Genomic DNA, 24,407 nt, shown 5'->3' with positions numbered 1-24,407 from the left:
GCTCGGTTAGAGTAGGCCGTGCTCTACCGCGAACAGCGTGGCCGCCGCGCGCGTGGACACGCCCAGCTTCGCGTAGATGTTCTGCGCATGCCGGTCGACCGTCTTCGCCGACAACCCCATCCCTCGCGCCACCTGCTTGATCGTGCCGCCGCGCGCGAGATGCGCGAGCACCTCGCGCTCCCTCTCGGTCAGTCCACCGGGCAACGGAGACCCCGCGCGAGGCGGACGATGCCCCGCCGCCACGAGCACGGCTTGCGCACAGCGCGCATCGAGCCCTCCAGCATTGACCTCCTGCATCAGTGCCGCCGCCGCATCGGGCTCGGCCAGCGCGCCGCGATGCGGCCTCGGCTCGGTGAGCGCGCAATAGCGGTCGGCCGCGGCCAGCACGCGCGCGGCCGTCGGGATCATCGCGCCCTTCAGGCCCTTCGCATAACCGCAGCCGTCGAGCCGCTCGTGATGCATCGCCGCGATGCGGCCCACCGCCGCGAGCGCCTCGCAGCGCGCGAGGATGCGCTCGGTGTGATACGGATGCAGCCGCATCTCCTCGCGCTGCCGGTCCGGCAAGGGCCCGCGGATCAGCGCGAGCGTCGCGCTCACACCCACGCGGCCGATGTCGTGCAGCCACCCCGCGCGCCTCACGAGCAGCGCCTCCTCTTCGGCAAGGCCGAGCTGCTTCGCGGCGCGGAAGCCGAGCTCGGACACGCGCCGCGAATGCCCGAGGTGATGCGGCGACTTGAGGTCCGCGAAATCGCCCATCGCCTCCAGCGCGCGGTCGAGCGTGCGGCCGTCGAGCACGGCGGGCGAGCCCGGTTCGAGGTCGAGCACCTGTTGCCAAAGCGGCGCTGCATCGAGTCCGGCCAGCAGTTCGCCCGCGTGCTCGGCCAAAAGCGTGGCCAATCGCGGCGAATGCGCCTTGCCGCTTCTCTCGCGCGCCATCCGCACGACCGCATCGAGGCCGCCCGCCGAGTGGAAGTTCACCGCGTCCTGCGCGAGCGACACGAGCTGCATCGGAAGTCGGACGGCATCGCCCTTCACCGGCGGCACGCCCTGCCCGTCCCAGCGCGCATAGAGCTGCCGCACGCACTGCACGAACGAATCGCCGAACCCCATGCGCTCGGCGAGCCGGCCCGCGACTTCGCAGTGGCCCGGGAAGTAGCTCGCGCGCAACTGGGGCAGCTGCGCGAGGCTGCGCACCATCGCCCGCACCGTCGCAAGGGTGCCGGCGCCCGCCTGCGCGCGGCGGATCGAACGCAGCGTCATCGCGAGCAGCGCTGTCCCGTCGGCGAAGTCGATGAGCGCGGCCTCGCGCCGGATCGCGAGCTCGTCACCCGCGATCGAGGCGAACCATTCGACGTCGGCGTTGCATCCGATGTAGCGCAGAAGCGCGAGGTAGTAGGTGTCGCGCAGCGTCGCCGGGTCGGCCCGGACCGCTTCGGCCAGCCGCGTGGCGACCACGCAGCTCGCCATCGCGTTTTCCATGGGCTGGCCCATGGCGAGGTCGGTCGCCATCGAGAGCGCGGCCATCAGCTCCGCGAGCCGCACAGGCCCGGGTTCCAAGGCCTGCGCGACAGCGTTCATGCGCGGACAATCTCGTCCTGATGGTTCGCGATGTGCATGGCATGCGCCAGCGCGAAGTCCGATTTGCTCAATGCGCCGTAGGCGAAGTGCGGCCGCAATGCGCCCGCGTGCTGCTGAAAGCGCAGGATGGCCCGCCGCAGCCGCGCGGCCGGCGCACGCCAGTCGGGCCCGCTCGCAAGCGGCGGCGCACCGGGAATCGCGGCGGCGAGTCCATGACTCATCCTGCCGCGCAGCTTGAACACCGCGAAAGCCGCGGCGCCCACCGTGCGCTGGAAGAAAAGCGGCTTGGCCTCGGGAAACCCGTCCATGCTCATCTCGATGCTCTGCGCGAGATGGTCCAGCACGGAGGCGAGCGGCCATTGCCCCGTCCCGCGCGCCTCGCCCGCGCGCTCCAGGCCATCGAGCCAGCCGAGCGCCTCGTCGAGCGTCCGCACCTTCGGCGCATCTGCCATCGTGTGTCCCCTCCTGTGTGCCCGCGCCTCGCGGTTCAGCCGTTGCTTCCTACCTGGCGCCTTGCTCGCGGCCTACAGGCGCCCGCGCGCCGATCGGCCAACCTTGGATGCGTCGTCATTGTCCATGGAAGGGCTCGATCATGAAAGCCAGACTACGTCCCCGCGTGGCGGCCCTGTTGCTGCCCCCGTCGCTGTTGATCCCGGCCGCGGTCGCCCTGGCGCCCCTGGGCGTGCTGGCCGCCGATGCCGACCGGCCGCAAATCCAGAGCCTCGCCCTCAACGCCGACGAAGGGCTGCAGCCCGGCTCGCAACTCGACATCTCGGTGCAGGGCACGCCCGATGCGCGCGCCACCGTCAACTTCGGCCGGACGCACATCGTCGTGCCGCTCAGCGAAACTTCAAGCGGCAAGTACGTCGGGCACTACACGGTGCGCCACGCCGACCACATCGACCCGAACGCCACGATGACGGTGAGCCTCACGCGCGGCAACGCGACGGCGCGCCACTCGTTCACCTACCCGCCGTCGTTCCAGGCACTCGCGGCGGCGGGCTCCCCCGCGAAGCCGCCGCAGGCGACGGAATCCGCCCGCATCGAAGAGCCGCCGGTGCCGCCGCTGCGCACCGCGGCGGCGCCCCGCATCGAACGCTTCACGGCCCTGCAGGTCGGTCGGCTCGAGCCCGGGCGCGAGCTGCGCTATCGCGTGACGGGACTTCCCGGTGCGAGGGTCACACTGGAGATTCCGGGCATCGTCGAGCGCTTTCCCATGGACGAAGTGAGCCCGGGTGTCTACGAGACCACCTACACGCTGCGGGAGCGCGACGACCCGGACGCCTTCCGGATTGCGATCGCCACGCTGCGTTCGGGCGACCGCTGGGTGACCTCGCGGCTCGATCGCGGCAATGCGCCGGAAATCGAAGTGCACCGGCCGGTCGCCGTGACCACCGACTTGCCGCTGGCCGTCTTTTCGCCCGGCAACGGCGGCATCGTCGATGCGAACGGGACCGTCATCATCGAAGGCCGCACCGCGCCGCACGCACGCGTGCATGTGCGGGTGGATGCGGTGCCGCCGCACCGCGGTGGCATGTATGGCGTGGCTGAGACGGTGTTCGAGGACACGGTGCATGCGGATGAAATCGGCCACTTCAGCGCGGCCGTGGATCCGTCTGGGCCGGTGATGCCGGGAACGCGCTACGAGGTCTCGCTGCGCGCCCGCGACGGCGACCAGACGGCCGAAGTGCACCTCACGGTGCGCCAGCGCGGCTGATGCCGCGGGTGGGGGGTCGTGCCGCGCGCGTGGCGGGGCACGCCGCCCGACCGCGCCGCGTTTGACGCGCCGCGCGGTCCGCGCGTACAGTGACCTTACACCAGACTTACGGGCGAAGCATTTCGACTGAAGGGACACGAAAGCGGTGCCATGACACTCGACGAACTGCAGAGGATCAAGCGCTGGCATGTGGCGCATCGCGAGGACCACCCTCTCGAATACCATCTGTGGGATGCGATCCTCACTCTGTGGGTGATGGGCTGGGTCGGGTGGCTCCCCGCCTTCGCGTTCGATGCGGTGTGGGCGGCGCCCCTGCTCTTTTTCGCGATGTCCGCCCCGGCACTCTATGTTTCGTGGCGCGTGAAGGCGCATCGCTCGCGCAAGGTGCGCTGCGACTGGGCGCGGTGAAGGTGGAAGGGCCCTGCGATCCGGCTCGCCCTACTGCCTCGCCGTGCGCACGTTCTTCGGCAGCCCCTGCGGATGGCTCGTCCGAAACGGATTGATGTCGAGCCCCCCGCGCCGGGTGTAGCGCGCATACACGGTGAGCTTCACCGGCTTGCAGCGCTCGCGGATGTCCATGAACATGCGCTCCACGCACTGCTCGTGGAATTCGTTGTGGTCGCGAAAGCTCACGATGTAGCGCAGCAGCCCGCCCTGATCGATCTGCGGGCCGCTGTAGCGAATCTGCACGCTCCCCCAGTCGGGCTGGCCCGTGACGAGGCAATTACTCTTCAGGAGATTGCTCGTGAGCGTCTCCTCGACCGGCTGCTCGCCGAACGCCGCCGACAGCAGGTGCGGCGCGGGCGTGTAGTCGGTGCACTCGATGTCGAGCCGGTCCAGGGCGAGGCCGTCCAATTCGTGCACCGGCTCGGCATCGAATTCCTGCGGCATCACCAGCCGCACGCCCACCGACGACTGGGTGGGCGCGCCGCGCCACACGGCCTCGCTCACGTCGGCGCGAATGCGATCGCGCACCTCCGAGTGCGAAGCGAAGCGCGTTGCGCTGAAGCTCGCGAGGTACAGCTTGAACGACTTGCTCTCCACGATGTTCGGCGTCTCGCACGGCACCGTCACGTGCGCGATCGCCACCTGCGGCTTGCCGCGCGGCGTGAGCCACGAGAGCTCGAACGCGGTCCACAGGTCGGCGCCGAAAAATGGCAGCGTCCCTGCGATGCCGAGCTCTTCGCGCTTGGGCGCGCGCGAGATCGCAAAGAGCAGCGACGGGTCGTAGCGGTCCGCGTAGGCGGACGGCTTGCCGAGCTGCGATCCTTCGGGTGTGTTCATCGCGTGCGGCGCAGGTGCGGCACCAGCAGCTCCAGCAGGCGGTCGACGACGCCGGGCGCGAGATCGTGGCCCATGCCCTTCACCGGCGCGAAACGCGCGCCGGGGATGCGCCGCGCGGTGTCTTCGCCGCAGGCGAGCGGCACGAGCGGATCGTCGGTCCCGTGCACCACGAGCGTCGGGTTCGCGATGCGCGGCAGTTCGTCGGCGCGGCCCGTGTCCGCGGCGATCGCGGCCATCTGCCGCGCGGTCCCCGCGGGATGGAACGCACGCCGGATCGTGGCGGTCATGCGCTCGCGCAGCAGGGTCGGATCGATCGGAAAGCCCGGGCTGCCGATCATGCGGAAGAAGCGCACGTAGTGCTCCACGATCTGCGCTTCGCCAAGCCCCCTGGGCCGCGAGAGGAGCGCCTGCAGCACGTTCATGCGCGGCCCGGGCAGGTGGCGCGCGCCGCTCGAGCTCATGATGCTCGTGAGGCTTTCGACGCGATGGGGAGCTGCGAGCGCCACGCGCTGCGCGATCATGCCGCCCATGCTCGCGCCCACGACGTGCGCGCGTTCGATGCCGAGCGCATCCAGCACGCCGAGCGTGTCGGCCGCCATGTCCTGCAGGCTGTAGGGTGCCTTCACGGGCAGCCCGATGGCGTGCCTGAAGGCGCCCACGAGCAGGTTCGGCACGCCCAGATGGTCGAAATACTCGGACAGGCCGATGTCGCGGTTGTCCATCCGCACGACGCGAAAGCCTTCGCTTTCGAGCGCCTGCACGAGCCCGGGCGGCCAGGTGACGAGCTGCATGCCCAGGCCCATGACGAGGAGCACGACGGGCCGCGCCGACTGGCTGCCGTCCGCGCCCGTGTCCTCGACCTCGATGCGGATGCCGTTGGCCTTGACCTTCATTGCGCGAGACCCGTCATTGCCGCGCCGGCGGGAGCGCGACTCTCCACGAGACCCGTCATTCCCGCGCCAGTGGCAGTGCGAGGTTCCACGAGTCCCGTCATTGCCGCGTCAGTGGCGGTTCGAGGTTCCACGAGTCCCGTCATTCCCGCGCACGCGGGAATCCAGGGCGTGAGGAACCCCTGTAACGCCCCCTGCGCGTGAACGACGCGGGCGGATGCGTTCATGTCGACAGGTCCGATGCCCATCACTCGAAGCGCCGCTCCCGCAGCCACTTGGTCGCGATCCACTTTTCACCGGCGAGCACAGGCAAGCCGCCATGCAGCGTCTTCGTCGAAGGATGCGGCCGTTCGTAGCTGAAGAAGACCGCGTTGCCCCGCTTCGGCGCCACTTCGAGGCGGAGGTCCGGAAAGACCGTTCCGCCCCCCTTTTGCGGCTCGCCGAGATACATGATCACCGTCCCCACCCGCTGGCCGCCGCGCCTGAGGATCGTGGGCGTGCCGGGCTCCGCCGGGTCGAAGTAGTCGAAATGCGGCTTGTACTCGGTGCCCGGCGTGTAGTGCAGCACCTGCAGCCCCTCGCCGTTTTCCACCGGCCACCTGAGCAGCCGCGCGATGCGGTGCTCGATCCGCAGCACGAGCGGATTTTCCCCGCGATGGAAGAACATGCCGCTGCTCGTGCGGTCCGCATTCACCTCCTCGCCGCCGGTCTTGGTCGCGACCGTGAGCGAGCGGGCGAGCTTCGGCCGGGCGAGCTCGATCAGCTGTTCGCATTCCTCGGCCGACAGGAGGTCGCCGAACACCACCACGCGAGGCTCGGCCATCGCCTGCAGCACGTGAACCCGCCGGTCGTCCGCGTCGATGTAAAGGGGCGACTCGTCCAGGTCGGGCTGCGGCACCTGCAACGCGGGCGGCAGGCCGGTTGCCACCGCCTTTTGCTCGAGGTGGCCCCGCAGCGTGGTTTCCATCGCCTCGACGGCGACGTCCTCCTTCCAGCCGGAAGAGATCATCGCCTTCAGCACCGCTTCGGCGCTGTGGCCGGCCTGCGCCTGCTCCACGATCCACTGCCTGAGCTCGGGCGTGACGTGCTGTTGTTGGGTCTGAGTACTGCTCATGCTTCGATTGTCCGCCGGTTGCGTCGGGCAGCCACGGTGCGATCCCTTGGTGGCCTCATCGGTTCCACGAACGGCCCACCGCCCACTGGGCGGAGGCCACCGCGACCGCCATGGCCGCATACGTCGCCATCTTGCCGTCGTGGCCGAAATACCCCAGCCCGGCCGCGAGCACCACGAGCCCCGCTATGAAATCGAGAGCTATCGGTGCCCACCAGCGGCCGCCCGAGCGCCGGTCGAGCCCGAGCAGCCGGGCGGCGAGCGCGACTCCGACGGCCACCGCCAAGGCGGGGGCGGCGAAGTTCGCGAGGTGGTCCAGGAAGTCGAGAGGGCTCATGGCGGGGTGTCCGTGGCGAGTCCGTGGGGCGATTGATCTTGCGCAACCGCGCGGCGAAAACGCAAATTTTATAATTCGGCGCATGGCAGTCTGGGCCCTGGGCATCAATCACACGACCGCTCCCGTGGATCTTCGGGGCCGGTTCGCGTTCGCCCTCGACCAGATCGGGCCCACCCTGCGCTCGCTGCGCGGCACGCTTTCGCGCGAACCCGAAGCGGCGATCCTCTCCACCTGCAACCGCACCGAGATCTACTGCGCCGGCCCGCAGCACGAAATGGAGCCCACCGTCGAATGGCTCGCGCATTGCGGCGGCGTGGCGCCGCAGCTCGTGCGGGCCCATTCGTACCTGCTGCAGGACGGCCACGCCGCCCGCCATGCCTTCCGGGTCGCGAGCGGCCTGGACTCCATGGTGCTTGGCGAAGCGCAGATTCTGGGCCAGCTGAAGGACGCCGTGCGCGTGGCCGACGAGGCGGGCGCGCTCGGCACGACGCTCAACCAGCTCTTCCAGCGCTCGTTCGCGGTCGCGAAGGAGGTGCGCACCTCCACCGAGATCGGGGCGCATTCGATCAGCATGGCCGCCGCGGCCGTGCGCCTGGCGGGCCAGCTCTTCGAGGACCTCGGCAAGATCCGCGTGCTCTTCGTGGGCGCGGGCGAAATGATCGAGCTCGCGGCCACGCACTTCGCCGCGAGGAATCCGAAGTCGATCACGATTGCCAACCGCACGCTCGAACGCGGCGAAAAGGTCGCGTCGCGCTTCGGCGGCGAAGTGATGCGTCTTGCCGAGCTGCCTGCGCGGCTGCATGAATTCGACGCGGTGGTGAGCTGCACCGCGAGCCAGTTGCCCATCATCGGACTGGGCGCCGTCGAACGCGCGATCAAGGCGCGCAGGCGCCGGCCGATGTTCATGGTCGACCTCGCGGTGCCGCGCGACATCGAGCCCGAGGTGAAGGCGCTCGAAGACGTCTATCTCTACACCGTGGACGATCTCGCGCACGTCGTGCAGACCGGCCACGCGAATCGCCAGGCCGCCGTCGCGCAGGCCGAGGCCATCGTCGACGCCGGCGTGCAGAGCTTCATGCACTGGGTCGACCAGCGGCAGGCGGTGCCTCTCATCCGCCAGCTCAACGCGCAGGCGGACGAATGGCGCGCGCTGGAACTCGCGCGGGCGCGCCGGGCGCTTGCCCGCGGCGAGAACGTGCAAGCCGTGCTGGAGGCGCTCTCGAAGGGTCTCACGCAGAAGATGCTGCACGGCGCCATGGCGGAGTTGCGCGCGGGCGATGCCGACGCGCGGCACCGCGCGACTTCGGCGATCGAGCACTTCTTCCTGCGCAAGGAACGTTAGCTGAGGTCTGTGGTGCGCCGCGTTTTCTCTTCGACGCAGAGGACGCAAAGGTCGCGCAGAGGACGCAGAGGAAAATGCCTTTCTTCTCTGTGCCATTCTCTTGTTTCTCGGCATCCCTCTGCATCCCTCTGCATCCCTTTGCATCTCTTTGCATCCCTTTGCGTCCTCTGCGTCCCTTTGCGCCCTCTGCGTCCTCTTCGTCCCTCTTCGTCCCTCTTCGTCCCTCCGCGTCCTCCGCACCCCTCTCCGCCCAACCGCGTTCCTTCGATGAAGCCCTTTCTCAGACAACAACTCGAACGCTTCCCCGTGCGCATGAAGGAGCTGGACTTCTTCCTCGCGCAGCCCGAAGTGGTGAACGACATGGAACGCTACCGCGCGCTCACGCGCGAGCACGCCGAAGTGAGCGAAGTGGCGCGCGCGTTCGAAGGCTTCCTGCAGCGCGAACGCGACCTCGCGCAGGCGCGCGAGATGCTGCAAGACCCCGAGATGGGCGACATGGCGCGCGAGGAGATCGCAAGCGTCGAAGCCGAACTGCCGCAGCTCGAAGCGAACCTGCAGTCGATGCTGCTGCCGAAGGACCCGGACGACACGCGCAACACGTTCCTCGAAATCCGCGCCGGCACCGGCGGCGACGAGGCGGCGCTCTTCGCGGGCGACTTGCTGCGCATGTACACGCGCTACGCCGAACGCCAGGGCTGGCGCACCGAGATTCTCAGCGAAAGCGCGGGCGAAGCCGGCGGCTACAAGGAAGTCGTGCTGCGCGTGGCGGGCGCGGGCTCGTACGGCAAACTGAAGTTCGAATCCGGAGGCCATCGCGTGCAGCGCGTGCCCGCCACCGAGACGCAGGGGCGCATTCACACGAGCGCCTGCACGGTCGCGGCCCTGCCCGAGCCGGATGAGGCGCAGGCGGTGCGGATCAACCCGGCGGACCTGCGCATCGATACTTTCCGCTCGAGCGGCGCGGGCGGCCAGCACGTGAACAAGACGGACTCGGCCGTGCGCATCACGCATATCCCGACCGGCATCGTGGCCGAATGCCAGGACGACCGTTCGCAGCACCGCAACAAGGCGCGGGCGATGCAGGTGCTCGCCGCGCGCATCCAGGAGAAGGAGCGCAGCGAGCGCGCCGCGAAGGAAGCGGCCACGCGCAAGGGCCTGATCGGCAGTGGCGACCGCTCCGACCGCATCCGCACCTACAACTTCCCGCAAGGACGGATGACGGATCACCGCATCAACCTCACCCTGTACAAGCTCGGTTTCGTGATGGACGGCGATCTGGACGAGGTGATCGAGGCGCTGCTGCTCGCGCGCAAGGCGGAGCAGCTGCAAGAGCTGGAAGTCGGCCTGGGCGCGCGGACATGATGGACGCGCAGCGCCGTCCACTCCCTCTCCCTCTCCCGCTCGCGGGAGAGGGCCGGGGTGAGGGCCGGGGTGAGGGCCGCGCAGCGTGAAGATCTCCGAAGCGATTCGCGCTGCCGAAGCCACGGGCCTCGCGCGCCTCGATGCGCAACTGCTCCTGCTGCACGTGCTCGGGCGCAACCCGCACGACCGCGCGTGGCTCGCGGCGCACGACATGGACCCTTTGTCGGCCGTGCACGAGGGCGCGTTCCTCATGCTCTGCCGCAGGCGCCACGCGGGCGAGCCGGCGGCCTACCTCGTGGGCACGAAGGAATTCCACGGACTCGAGCTGCACGTGGATGCGCGCGTGCTGGTGCCGCGGCCGGATACCGAAGTGCTCGTGGACTGGGCGCTGGAGTTGCTCGGCGCCGCGCCCGCGCAGGGGGCAATGCCGCACCCGGGCGCACGCCCCGTCATTCCCGCGAAGGCGGGAATCCAGAGCGTCGAAACAGGAAACGCCCTGGATTCCCGCTTTCGCGGGAATGACGGACGGGCAGCAGGCGAGGATCGTCGCGACGCTGTGCGCATCGTCGACCTCGGCACCGGCAGCGGCGCGATCGCGCTCGCCATCAAGAAGTCCTGCCCGTTTGCGCGCGTCGAGGCTGTGGATGCGAGCCTGGCCGCGCTGGAAGTCGCGGCCGCCAATGCCCGCCGCCTGCACCTGGACGTCGACTTCCGCCACGCTTCCTGGCTCGGCGGTTGCGAGGAACGCTACGACCTGATCGTGAGCAATCCGCCCTACGTGGCCGAGAACGATCCGCACCTGGCGGCCCTCGCGCACGAGCCGCAGGACGCCCTGCGCTCCGGACCCGACGGCCTGGACGACATCCGCCAGATCGTCGCGCAGGCTCCGGCGCGCCTGAAGCCCGGCGGCTGGCTGCTGCTGGAGCACGGCTGGGACCAGGCGGGCCGCGTGCGGGCGCTGCTCGCCGCGGCCGGCCTGGGCCGCGTCCAGTCCCGGCGCGACCTGTCGGGCATCGAGCGCGCCACCGGCGGGCAACTCATTGAACTGGGATAATCGGCTCTCATCTACCCTGCTGCAACCTGAATTCCGGAGAGTTCCCATGAGCGACGTCCAGCAACGCATCGATGAGCTCGTCAAGTCCAATGACGTGCTGCTCTTCATGAAGGGCAACGCCAGCTTTCCGCAGTGCGGCTTTTCCGGGCGCGCGATCCAGATCCTGAAGGCCTGCGGCGTCGATCCGCGCCAGGTCGCGACGGTCAACGTGCTGGAGGACGACGAGATCCGTCAGGGCATCAAGGAATACAGCAACTGGCCCACGATCCCGCAGCTGTATGTGAAGGGCGAATTCATCGGCGGCTCGGACATCATGATGGAGATGTACCAGTCCGGAGAGCTGCAGCAGGTGCTCGGGCCCGGCGCCTCGGCCTGACAGACTGTCGGCTCATGCCGACAGCTGAACGAGAAGTGGCGCGCGCCGGTTGAACCCGGGCACGGCTTATGCTGGAATGAATCACAGCAGCAAGTTCAGGAGTGCGCCGCATGGAATCCCGCAACCTCGTTGCGCAAACGCCCGGCCTCAAGCTTCCGATCGCCAACGTTCGCAACGTCTTTCGCCCCCACGACGTGGAGCGCAAGCTGGCCAAGCTGCCCGCGCGCGAACACGAGGCGCTGCGCGCCACCTACGAACGCATGCTGGAACGCGGCCCCGAGCGCTTCCAGGTGAAGCCCGGCGGCATTCCGGACATGGCGGAGCTCTACGGAGAGCTTCCCAACTTCACCGATGCGCTCGATGACGTGAAGCGCCACGTGGCGCTCGCGCAGGATTCGCGCGACGGGCTCGAAGTGACGCCCATGCTTCTGCTCGGGCCGCCCGGCATCGGCAAGACCCACTTCGCGCGCAGGCTCGCCGAGCTCCTCGGCACCGGCATGAACCTCGTTCCGATGAGTTCGATGACGGCGGGCTGGCTGCTTTCCGGTGCGTCGTCGCAATGGAAAGGTGCGAAACCCGGCAAGGTGTTCGAAGCGCTTGTCGACGGCCAGTACGCCAATCCGGTGATCGTGGTCGACGAGATCGACAAGGCGAGCGCGGATGCGCAGTACGATCCGCTCGGCTCGCTTTACAGCCTGCTGGAGCACGACACGGCAGAGGCCTTCATCGACGAATTCGCCGAAATCGCGCTCGATGCGAGCCAGGTGATCTGGATCATGACGGCCAACGACGATCGGCTGATTCCCGAGCCGATACTGAACCGCATGAACGTGTTCGAGATCGAGCCGCCGTGCATCGAGGCGGCGCGGCAGATCGCGCTCAACCTGTACCGCTCGATTCGCGGCGATCATGACTGGGGAGGCCGCTTCGATCCCGAGCCTTCGCAGGCGATCCTGGATCAGCTCGCCGAGCTCGCGCCGCGCGACATGCGCCGTGCGCTCATGACGGGCTTCGGGAATGCGCGCCTCGCGGAGCGTGGCGAGATTCTTGCGCAAGACCTGCCGAAGCCCGCGGCGGGCAGGACGAAGATCGGGTTCGTGCAGTGAGCGGGTAGGGGTTGCCGGTTGCCGGTTCCCGCTTCCCGCTTCCCGCTTCCCCGCTTCCCGCCATGGCCGCCCCACCCCCGTCATTCCCGCGAAAGCGGGAATCCAGGGCGTGCCTCTCTCTGCCCGTGAAGATGAGCATGACCGTCTCCGGCAGCAGAGTGGCCGCCCTGGATTCCCGCCTTCGCGGGAATGACGGGGGTGGGGGGTGGAGGGAATGACGGCGCGCGGGCGCGTGACGGCGTGCTGGGCATGACGCGATACGACCAGAGATATCGACCCGAACGTGCCTGAAGAGGCGAATCACGTCGGCCCCGATGGGGGCCTGTCGACGTACTGCCACCCCTTCGCCGCCGCGAAGACCGCAGTCGGATACTCCGGCCGGCCGCGGCTGCCGTTGTAGCGGCCGAGCGCCATGTAGAGATCGCCACGCTCGCGATCGAGGTAGTACCGCAGGATCACGCAGCCGAAGCGCAGATTCGGCTTCAGGTAGAAGAGCTTGCCCGCGTCCCCGTCGCCGATCAGGCGCGACCAGAACGGCATCACCTGCATGAACCCCCGCGCGCCCGCGCCGCTGATCGCGAACTTGCGGAAGTTGCTCTCGACCTGGATCAATCCGAGCACGAGCTGCGTGTCGAGCCCCGCGCGCTTCGTCTCGTACCACGCCGTCTGCAGGAACTCCTTGCGCTCCTGCCAGGGCGGAATCTTCCTGCGCAGCCGCCCGCTCATGTCGCCCAGCCAGCGCAGGTACGCGAGGCGCGCTTCGGTGTCCTTGAAGTAAGGCTCGGGCGGCGCCGCGTCGGAGACCGACGCACTCAAGGCGGTGCGGACGGAATCCGCGAGCGGCTCTTCGACCTGCGCGCCGGCCATGGAGCGAAGCGGCCAGGCGAGAGCGGAAAGGCCGGCTGCGAGAACGATGCCGCGGCGCGTGCCGCCACCCCAGCCCTCCCCAGGAGGGCGAGGGAGTTCACCCGCCATCACACCTGCAGCCGGCCCTTGACGAAGCCGAACGCTTCGCCGGCCGGCACCTTGGTCGCCGCCGCGTCGCGGCGATGCTGGTATTCGACGGTGCCTTCCTTCAGGCCGCGGTCGGAGATCACCACGCGATGCGGCACGCCGATCAGTTCCCAGTCGGCGAACATCGCTCCGGGCCGCTCGCCGCGGTCGTCGAGGATCACGTCCACGCCCGAGCGCACGAATTCCTCGTGCAGCCGTTCGGCGGTGGAGCGCACCGCATCGCTGCGATCCATGCCGATCGGGCAGATCACCGTCGTGAACGGCGCGATCGCATCCGGCCAGATGATCCCTCGCTCGTCGTTGTTCTGCTCGATCGCGGCCGCGGGCAGTCGCGTGATGCCGATGCCGTAGCAGCCCATCTCGAAGAACTTCGGCTTGCCGTCCTCGTCGAGGAACGTGGCGTCCATCGGCTTCGAATACTTCGTGCCCAGGTAGAACACGTGGCCGATCTCGATGCCGCGCTCGATCGCGAGCGTCCCCTTGCCGTCGGGCGACGGATCGCCCGCGACCACGTTGCGGATGTCGGCCACCACTTCCGGCTCGGGCAGGTCGCGCCCCCAGTTCACGCCGGCGAAGTGGAAGTCGGCCTCGTTCGCGCCGCAGATCCAGTCGGCCATCACCGCGACGTCGCGGTCGGCCACGACCTTCACCGGCAGCTTCGTCGCGATCGGCCCGAGGTAGCCGGGCTTCGTGCCGAAGTGCGCCTCGATCTCCTGCGTCGTCGCGAAGCGGAAGCCGTCCTTCAGGCCGGCGATCTTGCGGGCCTTGATCTCGTTCATCTCGTGATCGCCGCGAACGAGGAGCAGCCACACCTGCGAGGCCGCGACTTCGCCGCGCGCGTTCAGCGAGTCGGTCGCGAGCACGATCGACTTCACGGTCGATGCGAGCGGCACGCTCATAAGGTGCGCGACGTCCTCGCATGTCGCCTTGCCCGGCGTCGGCACCTTGCGCATCGGCATCGCCGGTGCGGCTCGCGGTCCCTTCGGCGCCAGCGCTTCGGCCTTTTCCATGTTGGCCGCGTAGTCGCTTGCGGGGCAGTACACGATCGCATCTTCTCCCGTGGCCGCGATCACCTGGAATTCCTCCGAGAGTTCGCCGCCGATCGCGCCGCTGTCCGCCGCGACCGCGCGATAGCTGAGACCGAAGCGGTCGAAGATGCGCCGGTACGCATCGGCCATCACGCGGTAGCTTTTCTGCGCGGCTTCGGCGTCGCGGTCGAAGCTGTAGGCGTCCTTCATGATGAACTCGCGCCCGCGCATGAGGCCGAAGCGCGGCCTGCGCTCGTCGCGGAACTTCGTCTGCACCTGGTAGAGGTTCTTCGGCAGCTGCCGATAGCTGCGCAACTCCTGCCGCGCGATGTCGGTCACGCATTCCTCGCTCGTGGGCTGCACGACGAAATCGCGCTCGTGCCGATCCTTGATGCGCAGCAGCTCCGGCCCGTAGCCCTGGAAGCGGCCGGCCTCCTGCCACAGCTCCGCGGGCTGCACGACGGGCATGGTGAGTTCGACCGCGCCCGCGCGGTTCATCTCCTCGCGCACGATGGCCTCCACCTTGCGTATGACCCGAAGGCCCATCGGCATGTACGTGTAGATGCCCGCGCCGAGCTTCTTGATCATGCCCGCGCGCGTCATGAGGCGATGGCTCACGACTTCCGCGTCGGCGGGGGCTTCCTTCTGCGTGGAGATGAGGAACTCGGAGGCTTTCATGCGTACGGTCCGAGCCCTTCCCAGCGCGGCGAGCCGGAATGCATAATGGACTCAGTTCAAAAATTGGGGTTGATTATGCTTGACCGGGACGGCTTCAGGCCTAACGTCGGCATCATCCTGCTCAACCAGAAAAACCAGGTGTTCTGGGGCAAACGCATCCGGACACACAGCTGGCAGTTCCCGCAAGGCGGCATCGACCGCGGCGAAAGTCCCGAACAGGCCATGTTCCGGGAACTGCACGAGGAAGTCGGGTTGATGCCGGAGCACGTGCGCATCGTCGCGCGCACACGCGACTGGCTGCGCTACGAAGTGCCCGAACGCTACATCCGCCGCGACGCGCGCGGCCACTACAAGGGCCAGAAGCAGATCTGGTTTCTTCTGCAGTTGCTAGGCAACGACTGGAACCTGAACCTGCGCGCGACCAACCACCCGGAGTTCGACGCATGGCGCTGGAACGACTACTGGGTGCCGCTCGACGTGGTGGTGGAATTCAAGCGCGGCGTGTACGAGATGGCGCTGCGCGAGCTCGCGCGGTTTCTTCCGCGCAGCGATCACCGCAACCGCTATCTGCGCAGCGGCATGCGCGCGCGCGATCATGAACATCACGCACAGGAGACGGCGCTGCCGGCGGCCGTGCCCGGCGGCGGCATCGAATTGCCGCCCGGCGCGACGTTCGAGCCGAATCCGCAATCGGAGCCGCAGCCCGATCCCGAGGGCAAGCATGCGTCCTGAATCGTTCCCGGCGGCGTCCTTCGCCGCGTTCGCGGGCGTACTCGCCACCGTGTTCTCCGCTTGCGTCTTCGCGCAAACCGGCACCTTCGCCGACCCCGACTGGAAGGAGTCGGATGTACCGCCTCCGCCCGCGCTTCGAACGACCGGGCTCGTGCCGATCGAGGTGCCGCGCACGGCGCTTGCCTTCGGAGTCGACCCGCAGTCGGTCGCGATCGGCAGCGACCGCATCGTGCGCTACGTCGTCGTGGCGAAGAGTTCGTCGGGCGCCGTGAACGGCATCTACGAAGGCGTCAACTGCAGCGCGGGGCAGGTGAAGGTCTTCGCGCGCCACAACCCCGATCGCGGCTGGGTCCGCGTGGAAGACGCGCAGTGGGTGCCGATCCACGATGGCATCCACGCGACGTATTCGCTCGCGATCGCGCGCCAGGGCGTCTGCATCGGGGACGCGCCGAACCGGTCGGCGCAAAGCATCGTGCGCGACTTGCGCGCGAGCGACGATCAGAGGTTTCGGACCGACTCGTTTCGCTGAATCGCCGGGGCGCCTTTCGGCGACCTCGGCGTTTCACCGCGAGAGCACGAGGTTCGTGCGATGGATCATCTCGGGCTGCGCGATGTACCCGAGCAGCTTCTCGATTTCCGTCGAGGGCTTGCGGCAGAGGATGCGTGCTTCCGCGGCCGCATAGTTCGCGAGCCCGCGCGCGATCTCCACGCCCGATGGGTCGCGCACCGCGATCACATCGCCGCGCGAGAAATCGCCCTCCACCGCCGTCATGCCGATCGGCAGCAGGCTCTTGCCTTCGGCGCGCAGCTTGCTCGCCGCGCCCGCGTCGACCGTCACCGCACCGCGCAGCTGCAACTGATCCGCCATCCAGCGCTTGCGCGCCTGGCTCTTCTGCGTGGGTGCCACGAGCAACGTGCCGATCTTCTCGCCGCCCGCGAGGCGCAAGAGGCAATCCGGCTCGCGTCCCCATGCGATCACCGTGGACGCGCCGGACTGCGCGGCGCGTTTGGCGGCCAGCACCTTCGTGATCATTCCGCCCTTGCCGATGCCCGAGCCCGCACCGCCCGCCATCGCTTCCAGCGCGGCATCGCCCGCGCGCGCCTCGTGGATGAAACTCGCCGACGGGTCGCGGCGCGGGTCCGCGCTGAAGAGTCCCTTCTGGTCCGTGAGGATCACGAGCAGGTCGGCTTCGACGAGGTTCGCCACCAGAGCGCCGAGCGTGTCGTTGTCGCCGAACTTGATCTCGTCGTTCACGACGGTGTCGTTCTCGTTGATGACGGGCACGACGGCGAGGCCGATCAGCGTGACGAGCGTCGAGCGCGCGTTGAGATAGCGCTCGCGATCCGCGAGGTCCGCGTGTGTGAGGAGCACCTGCGCCGAACCCAGGCCGTTTTCGCGCAGCTTGGTTTCGTACATCTGCGCGAGCCCCATCTGGCCCACCGCGGCCGCGGCCTGCAGCTTGTCGACTTCGTGCGGGCGCGTGGTCCAGCCGAGGCGCTTCATGCCTTCGGCAATGGCGCCGCTCGACACCATGATCACTTCGCGGCCGTCCTGCGCGAGCGCGGCGAGCTGGCGGCACCATTCGCCGATGGCGCCCTCGTCGAGCCCGCGGCCTTCGTTCGTGACGAGGCTCGAGCCGACCTTCACAACGATGCGCCGCGCCTCGCGCAGCACGTCCGAGCCGTTCCTCATGTTGTCTTCGCTCATTGCTTCGGCACGGCCTCGCCGACGAAGCGCGGATCGACTTCCGCGGCCGGCTGCTCCGATCGTTGTTGCGACGCGATGTGCTGGTACACGGCCTGCACGAGCTTTTCGCAGCCCTCGCGCGTGAGGGCCGAGATCTCGAACACCGGCCCTTTGTAGCGCAGGCGCTTCACGAAATCCTTCACGCGCGCCTCGCGTTCTTCGGCCGCCACCATGTCCAGCTTGTTCAGCACGAGCCAGCGCGGCTTCTCGTAGAGCGCCTTGTCGTACTTCTTCAGCTCCTGCACGATCGCCTTCGCCTGCGCCACGGGGTCGACGCCTTCGTCGAACGGCGCGATGTCGACGATGTGCAGCAAAAGGCGCGTGCGCTGCAGATGCCGCAGGAACTGGTGGCCGAGCCCCGCGCCCTCCGAGGCGCCTTCGATGAGGCCCGGCACGTCGGCGACGACGAAGCTCTGCTCGGGGCCGACGCGCACGACGCCGAGATTCGGATGCAGCGTCGTGAAGGGATAGTCCGCGATCTTCGGCCGGGCGTTGGAGACCGCGGCGATGAGGGTCGACTTGCCCGCGTTGGGCATGCCCAAAAGGCCGACGTCGGCGAGCACCTTCAGCTCGAGCTTCAGATTCTTCTTTTCGCCGGGCCAGCCGGGCGTCTTCTGCCGGGGCGCGCGGTTGATCGAGCTCTTGAAGCGCATGTTGCCGAAGCCGCCGTCGCCGCCCTTGGCGATCATGATCTTCTCGCCGGGCACGAGCAGCTCGTACAGCACCTCGCCCGTCTCGGCATCGGTCACGATCGTGCCCACGGGCATCTTGAGCGTGATGTCGTGGCCGGCCGCGCCGAACATGTCCGAACCCATGCCGTGTTCGCCGCGCCCCGCCTCGTGCCGCCGCGAAAAGCGGTAGTCCACGAGCGTGTTGAGGCTCGGGTCGGCCATCGCGTACACGTGGCCCCCGCGGCCGCCGTCGCCGCCGTTCGGTCCGCCGAATTCCTTGTACTTCTCGTGGCGGAACGACACGCAGCCGTTGCCGCCATCGCCCGCGGCGATGTCGATGAAGGCTTCGTCGACGAATTTCATGATGGATTGTCCGGATTAAAACAAAAAGGCCCTGCATGGTTTGCAGGGCCTTCTTTCGCGGAAGACCTGAAAGACTTACGCCGGGACCACGCTCACGGTGTGCTTGCCGAGGGCGCCCTTGGTCTGGAACTTCACGTGGCCTTCGACCAGCGCGAAGAGCGTGTGGTCCTTGCCGACGCCGACGTTCGTGCCGGGATGGAACTTCGTGCCGCGCTGGCGCACGATGATCGAGCCCGCGCTGATGCGTTCGCCGCCGAACGCCTTCACGCCGAGCATCTTGGGCTGGGAATCCCGCCCGTTGCGCGTGGAGCCGCCGCCTTTTTTCTGTGCCATGTGACCGACTCCTTAGATAGCGATGGCGCCGATCTGCAGTTCGGTGAACGACTGCCGATGGCCCTGGTGCTTCTGGTAGTGCTTGCGGCGACGCATCTTGAAGATGCGCACCTTGTCGTGCTTGCCTTGCGCGACGATCGTCGCCTTCACCGTGACACCCGACACCAGGGGAGCGCCGACCTTGAGATCGCTGCCGTTGCCGACAGCGAGCACCTGGTCGAACGTGATTTCCTGGCCGATGTCCGCAGCAATCTGTTCTACTTTGATCTTGTCGCCGGAAGCAACGCGATACTGCTTGCCTCCGGTTTTTATGACCGCGTACATGTTGACCTCTTCTGTTGCTCTCCCGGACGGATTTCCGGGAAGCCCGCGAGTTTAGCATAGTTTGCCTTTACTCACCCGGGCCCACCGGGCCACGGCTGAGGCAGGAAGTCCACTTCCTATAATCGGGCAACCCGCCTGCCCCGGCTCGCCTGCCCGCACTCCGCGGCTTACCTTCCTTGACCGACGCTTCCTCCACCGGTACCGCTTCCGTGCTCGCCCTGATCGCCGACGACATGGCGCAGGTCGACGCGGTCATCGCACGGCGGCTCGAATCCGCCGTGCCGCTCGTGGGGCAGGTCTCGCACTACATCATCGCGGCAGGCGGCAAGCGCCTTCGGCCCGCGCTCCTGCTGCTCGTCGCGGGCGCGCTCGGCTACCGGGGCGAGCAGCGCTTCAACCTCGCCGCCGTCGTGGAATTCATCCACACGGCGACGCTGCTGCACGACGACGTGGTGGACGCATCCACGCTGCGCCGCGGCCGCGCGACGGCCAACGAGACCTTCGGCAACCCGGCGAGCGTGCTGGTGGGCGACTTCCTCTACTCGCGCGCCTTCCAGATGATGCTGGAAGCGCACGACATGCGCGTGATGGAGATCCTCGCCGACGCGACCAACGTGATCGCCGAAGGCGAGGTGATGCAGCTCGTGAACATGCACGACCCGTCGCTCGACGAAGCGGGCTACGTCCAGGTGATCCGCTCCAAGACCGCCAAGCTCTTCGAGGCGAGCGCGCGGCTCGCGGCGGTCCTGGCCCAGGCTCCGCCCTCCGTGGAGCAGTCGTGCGCCGAGTACGGCCAGGCGCTCGGCACCGCTTTCCAGGTGATCGACGACGTGCTCGACTACGACGGCGAGGTCACCGAGATGGGCAAGAACCTCGGCGACGACCTGCGCGAAGGCAAGGTCACGCTGCCCCTCATCGCGGCCATGCGTCTTGGAACGCCCGCGCAGCGCGAACTGCTGCGCCATGCCATCGAGCATGGCGCCGAAGGCGATCTCGCGCGGGTGGTCGCCATCGTGCGCGAGACCGGCTCGCTCGCCGTCGCGCGCGAGGCCGCGGCGCAGGAAGCGCAGCGCGCCATCGATGCCCTGCGGGCGCTTCCCGTCAACCCGTGCACGCAAGGGCTGCTGCGCCTCGCGTCCCAATTGCTCGTGCGCCGCAACTGAAAACACAACCGAGCCACACCAGGAGTTCCATGGCATCCATCTTTGTCGCCACCCCCTGCTACGGGGACCAGATGCTGCGAGGCTACGTGAACTCGCTTCTGCGCAGCATGGTGGTGCTGCACGAGCACGGCCATTCGCTGCACCTCGTCGCGTTCGGCAACGAAAGCCTCATCACGCGCGCGCGCAACAACCTCGCGGCGCAGTTCCTCGGCACGAAGCACGACGCGCTGATGTTCATCGATGCGGACATCACCTGGCAGCCGCAGGCGCTGCTCGAGCTGATCGAATCGAAGTTCCCGGTCTGCGGCATCCCTTATCCCACCAAGCGCTACAACTGGGACAAGATCGTCGAGCTCGTGAACAACCCCAAGCCGAACGCGGCGCCGATGACGTCCGAGAAGCTGAACAACCTCGCCCGGCTCTACACCGTCAATTCATCGAGCGAACCGCCCTCGGTGCCCCTGTCCAAGGGCTGGCACAAGGTGAACGCGCTCGGCACGGGCTTTCTTCTGATCCGGCGCGATGCCCTGGAGAAGATGCGCGATCACTACCGCGAGTCGCTCGCGTACGTGAACGACGTCGGCCACTACCTGAAGGTCTGCCCGCCGGAGCAGTGCGTCGCGGTGTTCGACACGATGATCGAGCCGGAAACGCGCCGCTACCTGTCGGAGGACTATGCGTTCTGCCGGCGCTGGCGCGACATCGGCGGAGAGATCTTCTCCTGCGGCAAGCACCGGCTCATGCACACCGGCACGGCGACGTTCTGATCGACCGGCGAGCGCGCGATTTCATCCGGTCGCGCCAGGCAGTGCCGGGGATGCACCGCACGGTGACGCGCAGTCGCCGATTCGTCCATCACATGTTGCGGCGGTACTGTCCGCCCACCTCGAACAGGGCATGGGTGATCTGTCCGAGCGAGCACACGCGCACGGCATCCATCAGCACCTCGAACACGTTGCGGTTGTCGATCACGGCTTGCCGAAGACGCGCGAGCATCGCGGGCGCCGCCTTCGCGTGGCGCGCATGGAAGTCGCGCAGGCGCTTCAGTTGGCTTTGCTTTTCCTCTTCGGTGCTGCGCGCGAGCTCGAGCGTCTGCGGCATCGAGTCGCCATGCGGATTGCGAAACGTGTTCACGCCGACGATCGGATACTCACCCGTGTGCTTGAGCATCTCGTAGTGCATGCTCTCGTCCTGGATGCGTCCGCGCTGGTAGCCCGTCTCCATCGCGCCGAGCACGCCGCCGCGTTCGCTGATGCGTTCGAACTCCGCGAGCACGGCCTCTTCCACGAGTTCGGTGAGCTCCTCGACGATGAAAGCGCCCTGGCTCGGATTCTCGTTCTTCGCGAGCCCCCATTCGCGGTTGATGATGAGCTGGATCGCCATCGCGCGGCGCACGCTTTCCTCGGTGGGCGTCGTGATCGCCTCGTCGTACGCGTTCGTGTGCAGCGAGTTGCAGTTGTCGTAGATCGCGATCAGCGCCTGCAGCGTGGTGCGGATGTCGTTGAAGGCGATCTCCTGCGCGTGCAGCGACCGGCCCGACGTCTGGATGTGGTACTTCAGCTTCTGGCTGCGCTCGTTGGCGCCGTACTTCTCCTTCATCGCCACCGCCCAGATGCGGCGCGCCACGCGGCCCATCACGGTGTATTCCGGGTCCATGCCGTTGGAGAAGAAAAAGCTCAGGTTCGGCGCGAAGTCGTCGATGTGCATGCCGCGCGCGAGATACGCCTCCACGAACGTGAAGCCGTTGGAAAGCGTGAACGCGAGTTGCGAGATCGGGTTCGCGCCGGCCTCGGCGATGTGATAGCCGGAAATCGACACCGAATAGAAATTGCGCACGTTGTGGTGGACGAAGTACGCCTGGATGTCGCCCATCACCTTCAGCGAGAACTCGGTGGAGAAGATGCAGGTGTTCTGGCCCTGGTCTTCCTTCAGGATGTCGGCCTGCACGGTGCCGCGCACGTTGGCGAGCACCCATTCGCGGATCTTTGCGAGCTCGGTGTCGGTCGGCTCGCGGCCGTTGTCCGCGGTGAACTTCTCGATGTTCTGGTCGATCGCGGTGTTCATGAACATCGCGAGGATCGTGGGCGCGGGGCCGTTGATCGTCATCGAGACCGAGGTCGCGGGATCGCAGAGATCGAAGCCCGAATAGAGCACCTTCATGTCGTCGAGCGTCGCGATCGACACGCCCGAGTTGCCGACCTTGCCGTAGATGTCGGGGCGCGGGTCGGGCTCGTTGCCGTAGAGCGTGACGGAATCGAACGCCGTGGACAGGCGCTTGGCCGGCATGCCGGCCGACAGCAGCTTGAAGCGGCGGTTGGTGCGAAACGCGTCGCCCTCGCCCGCGAACATGCGCGTGGGGTCCTCGTTCTCGCGCTTGAAGGCGAAGGTGCCCGCCGTGTAGGGGAAGCTGCCGGGCACGTTCTCGAGCATGAGCCACTTCAGGATCTCGCCGTGGTCCTCGTACTGCGGCAGCACGACTTTGCGGATCGTCGTGCCCGAGAGCGACTTCGTCGTGAGCTTCGTGCGGATTTCGCGGTCGCGAATCTTCACGACGTATTCGTCGCCCGCATAGGCCTTTCGCATCGCGGGCCACTGCGCGAGCAGCTTCTTCGCCGAGGAATCCTGCAGCGCATCGCGTTGGACGGCGAGGTCTTCCGCGGCCTCCGAAGCGCGCGCCTTGTCGGGCTTGTCCACGCGCAGCATCTCGGCGGCCGCGCGCAGCTGCTGAATCTCGCGCGCGAGCTTTGCCTCGCTGCGCGCCTTCTTCTTGTACGCGCGCACGGTCTCGGAAATTTCGGCGAGATAGCGCGTGCGCGCGGGCGGAACCACCGGCATCTGGTTCGTGCTGTGGCGCACGTCGACCTGCGGCAGGCGGCCGGCCTTCAGCGCGAGGCCGAGTTCCGCAAGACGCGGCTTCATCGCCTGGAAGAGCGCCGTCACGCCGTCGTCGTTGAAGCGCGCGGCCATCGTGCCGAACACGGGCATTTCATCGGGCCGCTGGCGAAAGGCCTCCTTGTTGCGCTGCACCTGCTTCGCCACGTCGCGCAGCGCATCGGCCGCGCCCTTGCGGTCGAACTTGTTGATGGCCACGAACTCGGCGAAGTCGAGCATGTCGATCTTCTCGAGCTGGCTTGCCGCGCCGAACTCCGGCGTCATGACGTAAAGCGGAATGTCCACGTGCGGCACGATGGCCGCGTCGCCCTGGCCGATACCGGAGGTCTCGACGATCACGAGGTCGAATCCGGCCGCCTTGCACGCGGCGATCACATCCGGCAGGGCCTGCGAGATTTCGCTGCCGAAGTCGCGCGTCGCGAGCGATCTCATGTAGACACGCGCCCCCTGCTGCCACGGCCCGATCGCATTCATGCGGATGCGGTCGCCGAGCAAGGCGCCGCCGCTTTTCCTGCGCGACGGATCGATCGAGATCACGGCCACGCGCAAGGCGTCGTCCTGGTCGAGGCGCAGCCTGCGCACGAGCTCGTCCGTGAGAGACGACTTGCCCGCGCCGCCCGTTCCGGTGACGCCGAGCACCGGCACGTGCCGCGTATCCGCATCCATCCGGATCGCCTGGACCAGCTGAGCGTCCGCGCTGCCGCTTTCCAGCGCGGTGATGAGCTGCGCGAGCGCGCGCCAGTGTCTTTCCTCGTGGCCCTGGATCGCCGCGATGTCGTGCGGCGCGTAGGGCGCGAGGTCATGGTCGCAGCGCATGACCATCTCGCCGATCATCCCCTGCAAGCCCATCTTCTGCCCGTCCTCGGGGCTGTAGATGCGCGCCACGCCGTAGTCCTGCAGCTCGCTGATTTCGGAGGGCACGATCACGCCGCCGCCGCCGCCGAAGACCCGGATGTGCTCGCCGCCGCGCGACCTCAGCAGGTCCACCATGTACTTGAAGTATTCGACGTGGCCGCCCTGGTAGGAGCTCACGGCGATGCCCTGCGCGTCTTCCTGCAGCGCGGCGGTCACGACTTCGTCCACGCTGCGGTTGTGGCCGAGGTGGATCACCTCCGCGCCCATGCCCTGCAGGATGCGCCGCATGATGTTGATGGCGGCGTCGTGCCCGTCGAACAGGCTGGCAGCCGTGACGAAGCGCACCTTGTGCGTGGGACGATAGCTGGCGAGCGCCTTGAATTCGGCGGAGAGGTCGGTCATGGGCAGAGCTCCAGGGAACCCGCAGCTTAATTGACGTTTACGTAAACG

The 24,407-nt window shown here is 67.7% G+C and carries 24 protein-coding genes; 11 read left to right on the top strand and 13 right to left on the bottom strand.

Annotation, left to right across the window (positions count from 1 at the left end):
- Nucleotides 1-6 precede the first annotated feature (6 nt).
- Together VHA82_RS05885 and VHA82_RS05880 are read right to left on the bottom strand one after the other, a co-directional pair.
- Nucleotides 7-1,557: an HD domain-containing phosphohydrolase gene (locus VHA82_RS05885; RefSeq protein ID WP_325541183.1), complete on the bottom strand. Its 1,551-nt coding sequence runs from the start codon at nucleotides 1,555-1,557 to the stop codon at nucleotides 7-9.
- Nucleotides 1,558-1,574: 17 nt separating this feature from the next.
- On the bottom strand, nucleotides 1,575-2,030 hold the full coding sequence (locus tag VHA82_RS05880) for a DUF1569 domain-containing protein (RefSeq protein ID WP_325541181.1): 456 nt from the start codon (nucleotides 2,028-2,030) through the stop codon (nucleotides 1,575-1,577).
- A 140-nt stretch (nucleotides 2,031-2,170) separates the two neighbouring features.
- On the opposite strand from VHA82_RS05880, the gene VHA82_RS05875 reads away from it, so the two are divergent.
- On the top strand, nucleotides 2,171-3,295 hold the full coding sequence (locus VHA82_RS05875; RefSeq protein ID WP_325541179.1) for a hypothetical protein: 1,125 nt from the start codon (nucleotides 2,171-2,173) through the stop codon (nucleotides 3,293-3,295).
- Nucleotides 3,296-3,445: 150 nt separating this feature from the next.
- Nucleotides 3,446-3,703, top strand: a complete 258-nt coding sequence (locus VHA82_RS05870) for a hypothetical protein (RefSeq protein WP_325541177.1) — start codon at nucleotides 3,446-3,448, stop codon at nucleotides 3,701-3,703.
- Between the two features lie 30 nt (nucleotides 3,704-3,733).
- On the opposite strand, the gene queF is transcribed toward VHA82_RS05870, so the two are convergent.
- The 4 genes from queF to VHA82_RS05850 form a co-directional block, all read right to left on the bottom strand.
- A complete protein-coding gene (queF, locus tag VHA82_RS05865) occupies nucleotides 3,734-4,579 on the bottom strand; it encodes an NADPH-dependent 7-cyano-7-deazaguanine reductase QueF (RefSeq protein WP_325541175.1) in 846 nt (281 codons plus the stop codon).
- Nucleotides 4,576-5,472, bottom strand: coding sequence for an alpha/beta fold hydrolase (locus VHA82_RS05860; RefSeq protein ID WP_325541172.1), 897 nt, complete (start codon nucleotides 5,470-5,472; stop codon nucleotides 4,576-4,578). The genes queF and VHA82_RS05860 overlap by 4 nt, the downstream gene beginning before the upstream one ends.
- 244 nt (nucleotides 5,473-5,716) lie before the next feature.
- Nucleotides 5,717-6,583, bottom strand: coding sequence for a 2OG-Fe(II) oxygenase (locus tag VHA82_RS05855; protein WP_325541170.1), 867 nt, complete (start codon nucleotides 6,581-6,583; stop codon nucleotides 5,717-5,719).
- Between the two features lie 55 nt (nucleotides 6,584-6,638).
- Entirely contained in the window at nucleotides 6,639-6,917 is a 279-nt protein-coding gene (locus VHA82_RS05850; protein ID WP_325541168.1) for a hypothetical protein, read from the bottom strand.
- Between the two features lie 82 nt (nucleotides 6,918-6,999).
- Here VHA82_RS05850 and hemA point away from each other — a divergent pair, with 82 nt between their 5' ends.
- The 5 genes from hemA to VHA82_RS05825 all read left to right on the top strand — a co-directional run bounded on the left by hemA (nucleotide 7,000) and on the right by VHA82_RS05825 (nucleotide 12,157).
- Complete coding sequence (gene hemA / locus VHA82_RS05845) at nucleotides 7,000-8,259, top strand: glutamyl-tRNA reductase (RefSeq protein WP_325541166.1); 1,260 nt, start codon at nucleotides 7,000-7,002, stop codon at nucleotides 8,257-8,259.
- 267 nt (nucleotides 8,260-8,526) lie between these two features.
- On the top strand, nucleotides 8,527-9,621 hold the full coding sequence (gene prfA / locus VHA82_RS05840; RefSeq protein ID WP_325541164.1) for a peptide chain release factor 1: 1,095 nt from the start codon (nucleotides 8,527-8,529) through the stop codon (nucleotides 9,619-9,621).
- Nucleotides 9,622-9,706: 85 nt separating this feature from the next.
- Nucleotides 9,707-10,675 carry a HemK/PrmC family methyltransferase gene (locus tag VHA82_RS05835; RefSeq protein WP_325541162.1) on the top strand — a complete coding sequence of 323 codons (969 nt, stop codon included), beginning with the start codon at nucleotides 9,707-9,709 and terminating at the stop codon, nucleotides 10,673-10,675.
- 46 nt (nucleotides 10,676-10,721) lie between these two features.
- The gene (gene grxD / locus VHA82_RS05830) at nucleotides 10,722-11,051 is read left to right on the top strand and encodes a Grx4 family monothiol glutaredoxin (RefSeq protein WP_325541160.1); all 330 of its coding nucleotides are present in this window, start codon (nucleotides 10,722-10,724) and stop codon (nucleotides 11,049-11,051) included.
- Between the two features lie 110 nt (nucleotides 11,052-11,161).
- Complete coding sequence (locus VHA82_RS05825) at nucleotides 11,162-12,157, top strand: AAA family ATPase (protein ID WP_325541158.1); 996 nt, start codon at nucleotides 11,162-11,164, stop codon at nucleotides 12,155-12,157.
- A gap of 300 nt (nucleotides 12,158-12,457) precedes the next feature.
- Here the strand turns inward: VHA82_RS05825 and VHA82_RS05820 are convergent, their stop codons facing one another.
- Both VHA82_RS05820 and VHA82_RS05815 read right to left on the bottom strand, forming a co-directional pair.
- A complete protein-coding gene (locus tag VHA82_RS05820) occupies nucleotides 12,458-13,132 on the bottom strand; it encodes a lytic transglycosylase domain-containing protein (protein ID WP_325541156.1) in 675 nt (224 codons plus the stop codon).
- Nucleotides 13,132-14,877, bottom strand: a complete 1,746-nt coding sequence (locus VHA82_RS05815) for a proline--tRNA ligase (protein WP_325541154.1) — start codon at nucleotides 14,875-14,877, stop codon at nucleotides 13,132-13,134. The genes VHA82_RS05820 and VHA82_RS05815 overlap by 1 nt, the downstream gene beginning before the upstream one ends.
- 75 nt (nucleotides 14,878-14,952) lie before the next feature.
- Here VHA82_RS05815 and VHA82_RS05810 point away from each other — a divergent pair, with 75 nt between their 5' ends.
- Complete coding sequence (locus tag VHA82_RS05810; RefSeq protein ID WP_325541153.1) at nucleotides 14,953-15,609, top strand: RNA pyrophosphohydrolase; 657 nt, start codon at nucleotides 14,953-14,955, stop codon at nucleotides 15,607-15,609.
- Nucleotides 15,599-16,138 (top strand): CNP1-like family protein, encoded by a 540-nt coding sequence (locus tag VHA82_RS05805; protein WP_325541152.1) that lies wholly within the window; start codon nucleotides 15,599-15,601, stop codon nucleotides 16,136-16,138. Before VHA82_RS05810 ends, VHA82_RS05805 begins: the two co-directional genes overlap by 11 nt.
- A gap of 33 nt (nucleotides 16,139-16,171) precedes the next feature.
- On the opposite strand, the gene proB is transcribed toward VHA82_RS05805, so the two are convergent.
- The 4 genes from proB to rplU all read right to left on the bottom strand — a co-directional run bounded on the left by proB (nucleotide 16,172) and on the right by rplU (nucleotide 19,047).
- Nucleotides 16,172-17,317: a glutamate 5-kinase gene (gene proB, locus VHA82_RS05800; protein ID WP_325541151.1), complete on the bottom strand. Its 1,146-nt coding sequence runs from the start codon at nucleotides 17,315-17,317 to the stop codon at nucleotides 16,172-16,174.
- Nucleotides 17,314-18,390: an Obg family GTPase CgtA gene (cgtA, locus tag VHA82_RS05795; protein ID WP_325541150.1), complete on the bottom strand. Its 1,077-nt coding sequence runs from the start codon at nucleotides 18,388-18,390 to the stop codon at nucleotides 17,314-17,316. Before cgtA ends, proB begins: the two co-directional genes overlap by 4 nt.
- A 75-nt stretch (nucleotides 18,391-18,465) precedes the next feature.
- Nucleotides 18,466-18,723, bottom strand: coding sequence for a 50S ribosomal protein L27 (gene rpmA, locus VHA82_RS05790; protein ID WP_325541149.1), 258 nt, complete (start codon nucleotides 18,721-18,723; stop codon nucleotides 18,466-18,468).
- 12 nt (nucleotides 18,724-18,735) lie between these two features.
- Nucleotides 18,736-19,047: a 50S ribosomal protein L21 gene (gene rplU, locus VHA82_RS05785; protein WP_325541148.1), complete on the bottom strand. Its 312-nt coding sequence runs from the start codon at nucleotides 19,045-19,047 to the stop codon at nucleotides 18,736-18,738.
- Nucleotides 19,048-19,280: 233 nt separating this feature from the next.
- Here rplU and VHA82_RS05780 point away from each other — a divergent pair, with 233 nt between their 5' ends.
- Both VHA82_RS05780 and VHA82_RS05775 read left to right on the top strand, forming a co-directional pair.
- A complete protein-coding gene (locus VHA82_RS05780) occupies nucleotides 19,281-20,210 on the top strand; it encodes a polyprenyl synthetase family protein (RefSeq protein ID WP_325541288.1) in 930 nt (309 codons plus the stop codon).
- A gap of 29 nt (nucleotides 20,211-20,239) precedes the next feature.
- Nucleotides 20,240-20,977, top strand: a complete 738-nt coding sequence (locus tag VHA82_RS05775) for a hypothetical protein (protein ID WP_325541146.1) — start codon at nucleotides 20,240-20,242, stop codon at nucleotides 20,975-20,977.
- Between the two features lie 88 nt (nucleotides 20,978-21,065).
- Here the strand turns inward: VHA82_RS05775 and icmF are convergent, their stop codons facing one another.
- The gene (gene icmF, locus VHA82_RS05770; RefSeq protein WP_325541144.1) at nucleotides 21,066-24,359 is read right to left on the bottom strand and encodes a fused isobutyryl-CoA mutase/GTPase IcmF; all 3,294 of its coding nucleotides are present in this window, start codon (nucleotides 24,357-24,359) and stop codon (nucleotides 21,066-21,068) included.
- Between the last annotated feature and the right edge of the window lie 48 nt (nucleotides 24,360-24,407).

The organism is Ramlibacter sp. (genome assembly GCF_035548915.1).
GTDB lineage: Bacteria > Pseudomonadota > Gammaproteobacteria > Burkholderiales > Burkholderiaceae_C > Ramlibacter.
The sequence above is the reverse complement of the archived record's forward strand: the minus strand, read 5'-3'. Positions and strand labels throughout refer to the sequence as shown.

What these genes read in the sequence shown, in the direction of transcription:
- VHA82_RS05880 (WP_325541181.1), bottom strand. Translation starts at nt 2,030, where the DNA reads ATGGCAGATGCGCCGAAGGTGCGGACGCTCGACGAGGCGCTCGGCTGG.
- VHA82_RS05875 (WP_325541179.1), top strand. Translation starts at nt 2,171, where the DNA reads ATGAAAGCCAGACTACGTCCCCGCGTGGCGGCCCTGTTGCTGCCCCCG.
- VHA82_RS05870 (WP_325541177.1), top strand. Translation starts at nt 3,446, where the DNA reads ATGACACTCGACGAACTGCAGAGGATCAAGCGCTGGCATGTGGCGCAT.
- queF (WP_325541175.1), bottom strand. Translation starts at nt 4,579, where the DNA reads ATGAACACACCCGAAGGATCGCAGCTCGGCAAGCCGTCCGCCTACGCG.
- VHA82_RS05860 (WP_325541172.1), bottom strand. Translation starts at nt 5,472, where the DNA reads ATGAAGGTCAAGGCCAACGGCATCCGCATCGAGGTCGAGGACACGGGC.
- VHA82_RS05855 (WP_325541170.1), bottom strand. Translation starts at nt 6,583, where the DNA reads ATGAGCAGTACTCAGACCCAACAACAGCACGTCACGCCCGAGCTCAGG.
- VHA82_RS05850 (WP_325541168.1), bottom strand. Translation starts at nt 6,917, where the DNA reads ATGAGCCCTCTCGACTTCCTGGACCACCTCGCGAACTTCGCCGCCCCC.
- hemA (WP_325541166.1), top strand. Translation starts at nt 7,000, where the DNA reads ATGGCAGTCTGGGCCCTGGGCATCAATCACACGACCGCTCCCGTGGAT.
- prfA (WP_325541164.1), top strand. Translation starts at nt 8,527, where the DNA reads ATGAAGCCCTTTCTCAGACAACAACTCGAACGCTTCCCCGTGCGCATG.
- grxD (WP_325541160.1), top strand. Translation starts at nt 10,722, where the DNA reads ATGAGCGACGTCCAGCAACGCATCGATGAGCTCGTCAAGTCCAATGAC.
- VHA82_RS05825 (WP_325541158.1), top strand. Translation starts at nt 11,162, where the DNA reads ATGGAATCCCGCAACCTCGTTGCGCAAACGCCCGGCCTCAAGCTTCCG.
- VHA82_RS05820 (WP_325541156.1), bottom strand. Translation starts at nt 13,132, where the DNA reads ATGGCGGGTGAACTCCCTCGCCCTCCTGGGGAGGGCTGGGGTGGCGGC.
- VHA82_RS05815 (WP_325541154.1), bottom strand. Translation starts at nt 14,877, where the DNA reads ATGAAAGCCTCCGAGTTCCTCATCTCCACGCAGAAGGAAGCCCCCGCC.
- VHA82_RS05810 (WP_325541153.1), top strand. Translation starts at nt 14,953, where the DNA reads ATGCTTGACCGGGACGGCTTCAGGCCTAACGTCGGCATCATCCTGCTC.
- VHA82_RS05805 (WP_325541152.1), top strand. Translation starts at nt 15,599, where the DNA reads ATGCGTCCTGAATCGTTCCCGGCGGCGTCCTTCGCCGCGTTCGCGGGC.
- proB (WP_325541151.1), bottom strand. Translation starts at nt 17,317, where the DNA reads ATGAGCGAAGACAACATGAGGAACGGCTCGGACGTGCTGCGCGAGGCG.
- cgtA (WP_325541150.1), bottom strand. Translation starts at nt 18,390, where the DNA reads ATGAAATTCGTCGACGAAGCCTTCATCGACATCGCCGCGGGCGATGGC.
- rpmA (WP_325541149.1), bottom strand. Translation starts at nt 18,723, where the DNA reads ATGGCACAGAAAAAAGGCGGCGGCTCCACGCGCAACGGGCGGGATTCC.
- rplU (WP_325541148.1), bottom strand. Translation starts at nt 19,047, where the DNA reads ATGTACGCGGTCATAAAAACCGGAGGCAAGCAGTATCGCGTTGCTTCC.
- VHA82_RS05780 (WP_325541288.1), top strand. Translation starts at nt 19,281, where the DNA reads ATGGCGCAGGTCGACGCGGTCATCGCACGGCGGCTCGAATCCGCCGTG.
- VHA82_RS05775 (WP_325541146.1), top strand. Translation starts at nt 20,240, where the DNA reads ATGGCATCCATCTTTGTCGCCACCCCCTGCTACGGGGACCAGATGCTG.
- icmF (WP_325541144.1), bottom strand. Translation starts at nt 24,359, where the DNA reads ATGACCGACCTCTCCGCCGAATTCAAGGCGCTCGCCAGCTATCGTCCC.